This is a genomic window from Vibrio sp. 1562 (genome assembly GCF_033340155.1).
GTDB classification, from domain to species: Bacteria; Pseudomonadota; Gammaproteobacteria; order Enterobacterales; family Vibrionaceae; genus Vibrio; species Vibrio alginolyticus.
Genome location: NZ_JAWOVY010000742.1, coordinates 1 through 527, shown reverse-complemented (window position 1 = coordinate 527; position 527 = coordinate 1). Strand labels below are relative to the sequence as shown.

The window sequence follows — 527 nt, the reverse complement described above, 5'->3', positions numbered from 1 at the left end:
GAACGCGTTTGGCTCTGCCAATCAAATGACCATGTCTGATATGTTTGTTGGTGAGCAGCTGTCACCAAAAGAGCAGTTTGCGATCGATCTGTTTGACGGATACTTAAAAAGTGCTGCGTCGCCAGAAACTTTGAAAGCGTACTTAGGTACAGGCGATGAGATCAACCCAGTGCTTTACACGCTCGGTATGGTGCCAGTTTACAAACTGCCAATCGAGAATCCAGAGGCGCTTTGGAAAACGTTGGATCACGAAGAGCAAATGAGCGGCGTGACACACGAAAAAGTGAAGCTGGGTACGGTGGAGTACCGTCGTTATGAAATGACGGATGCAGTAGATCCGCAGGATGGCATTGGCTTAGTTGTAGCGGTTATCGACAACGTGCTAACCGTGACGGTGGATATCGCGGAGTTGGGTGATCTTAACCCGTTGAAAATGGCGCTGGGTCTTGAGTCTCCAACCCAATCATTAGCGGATAGCGGTCGTGCTGAAGCCATCCAAACTCAGTATGGTAAAAACAACAACTCTT

General features: G+C 48.6%; 1 pseudogene. It reads left to right on the top strand.

Features of this window, described 5'->3' with window-relative positions:
- Positions 1-527, top strand: a pseudogene (locus R7Z49_RS27405) (hypothetical protein); the annotation flags it as partial.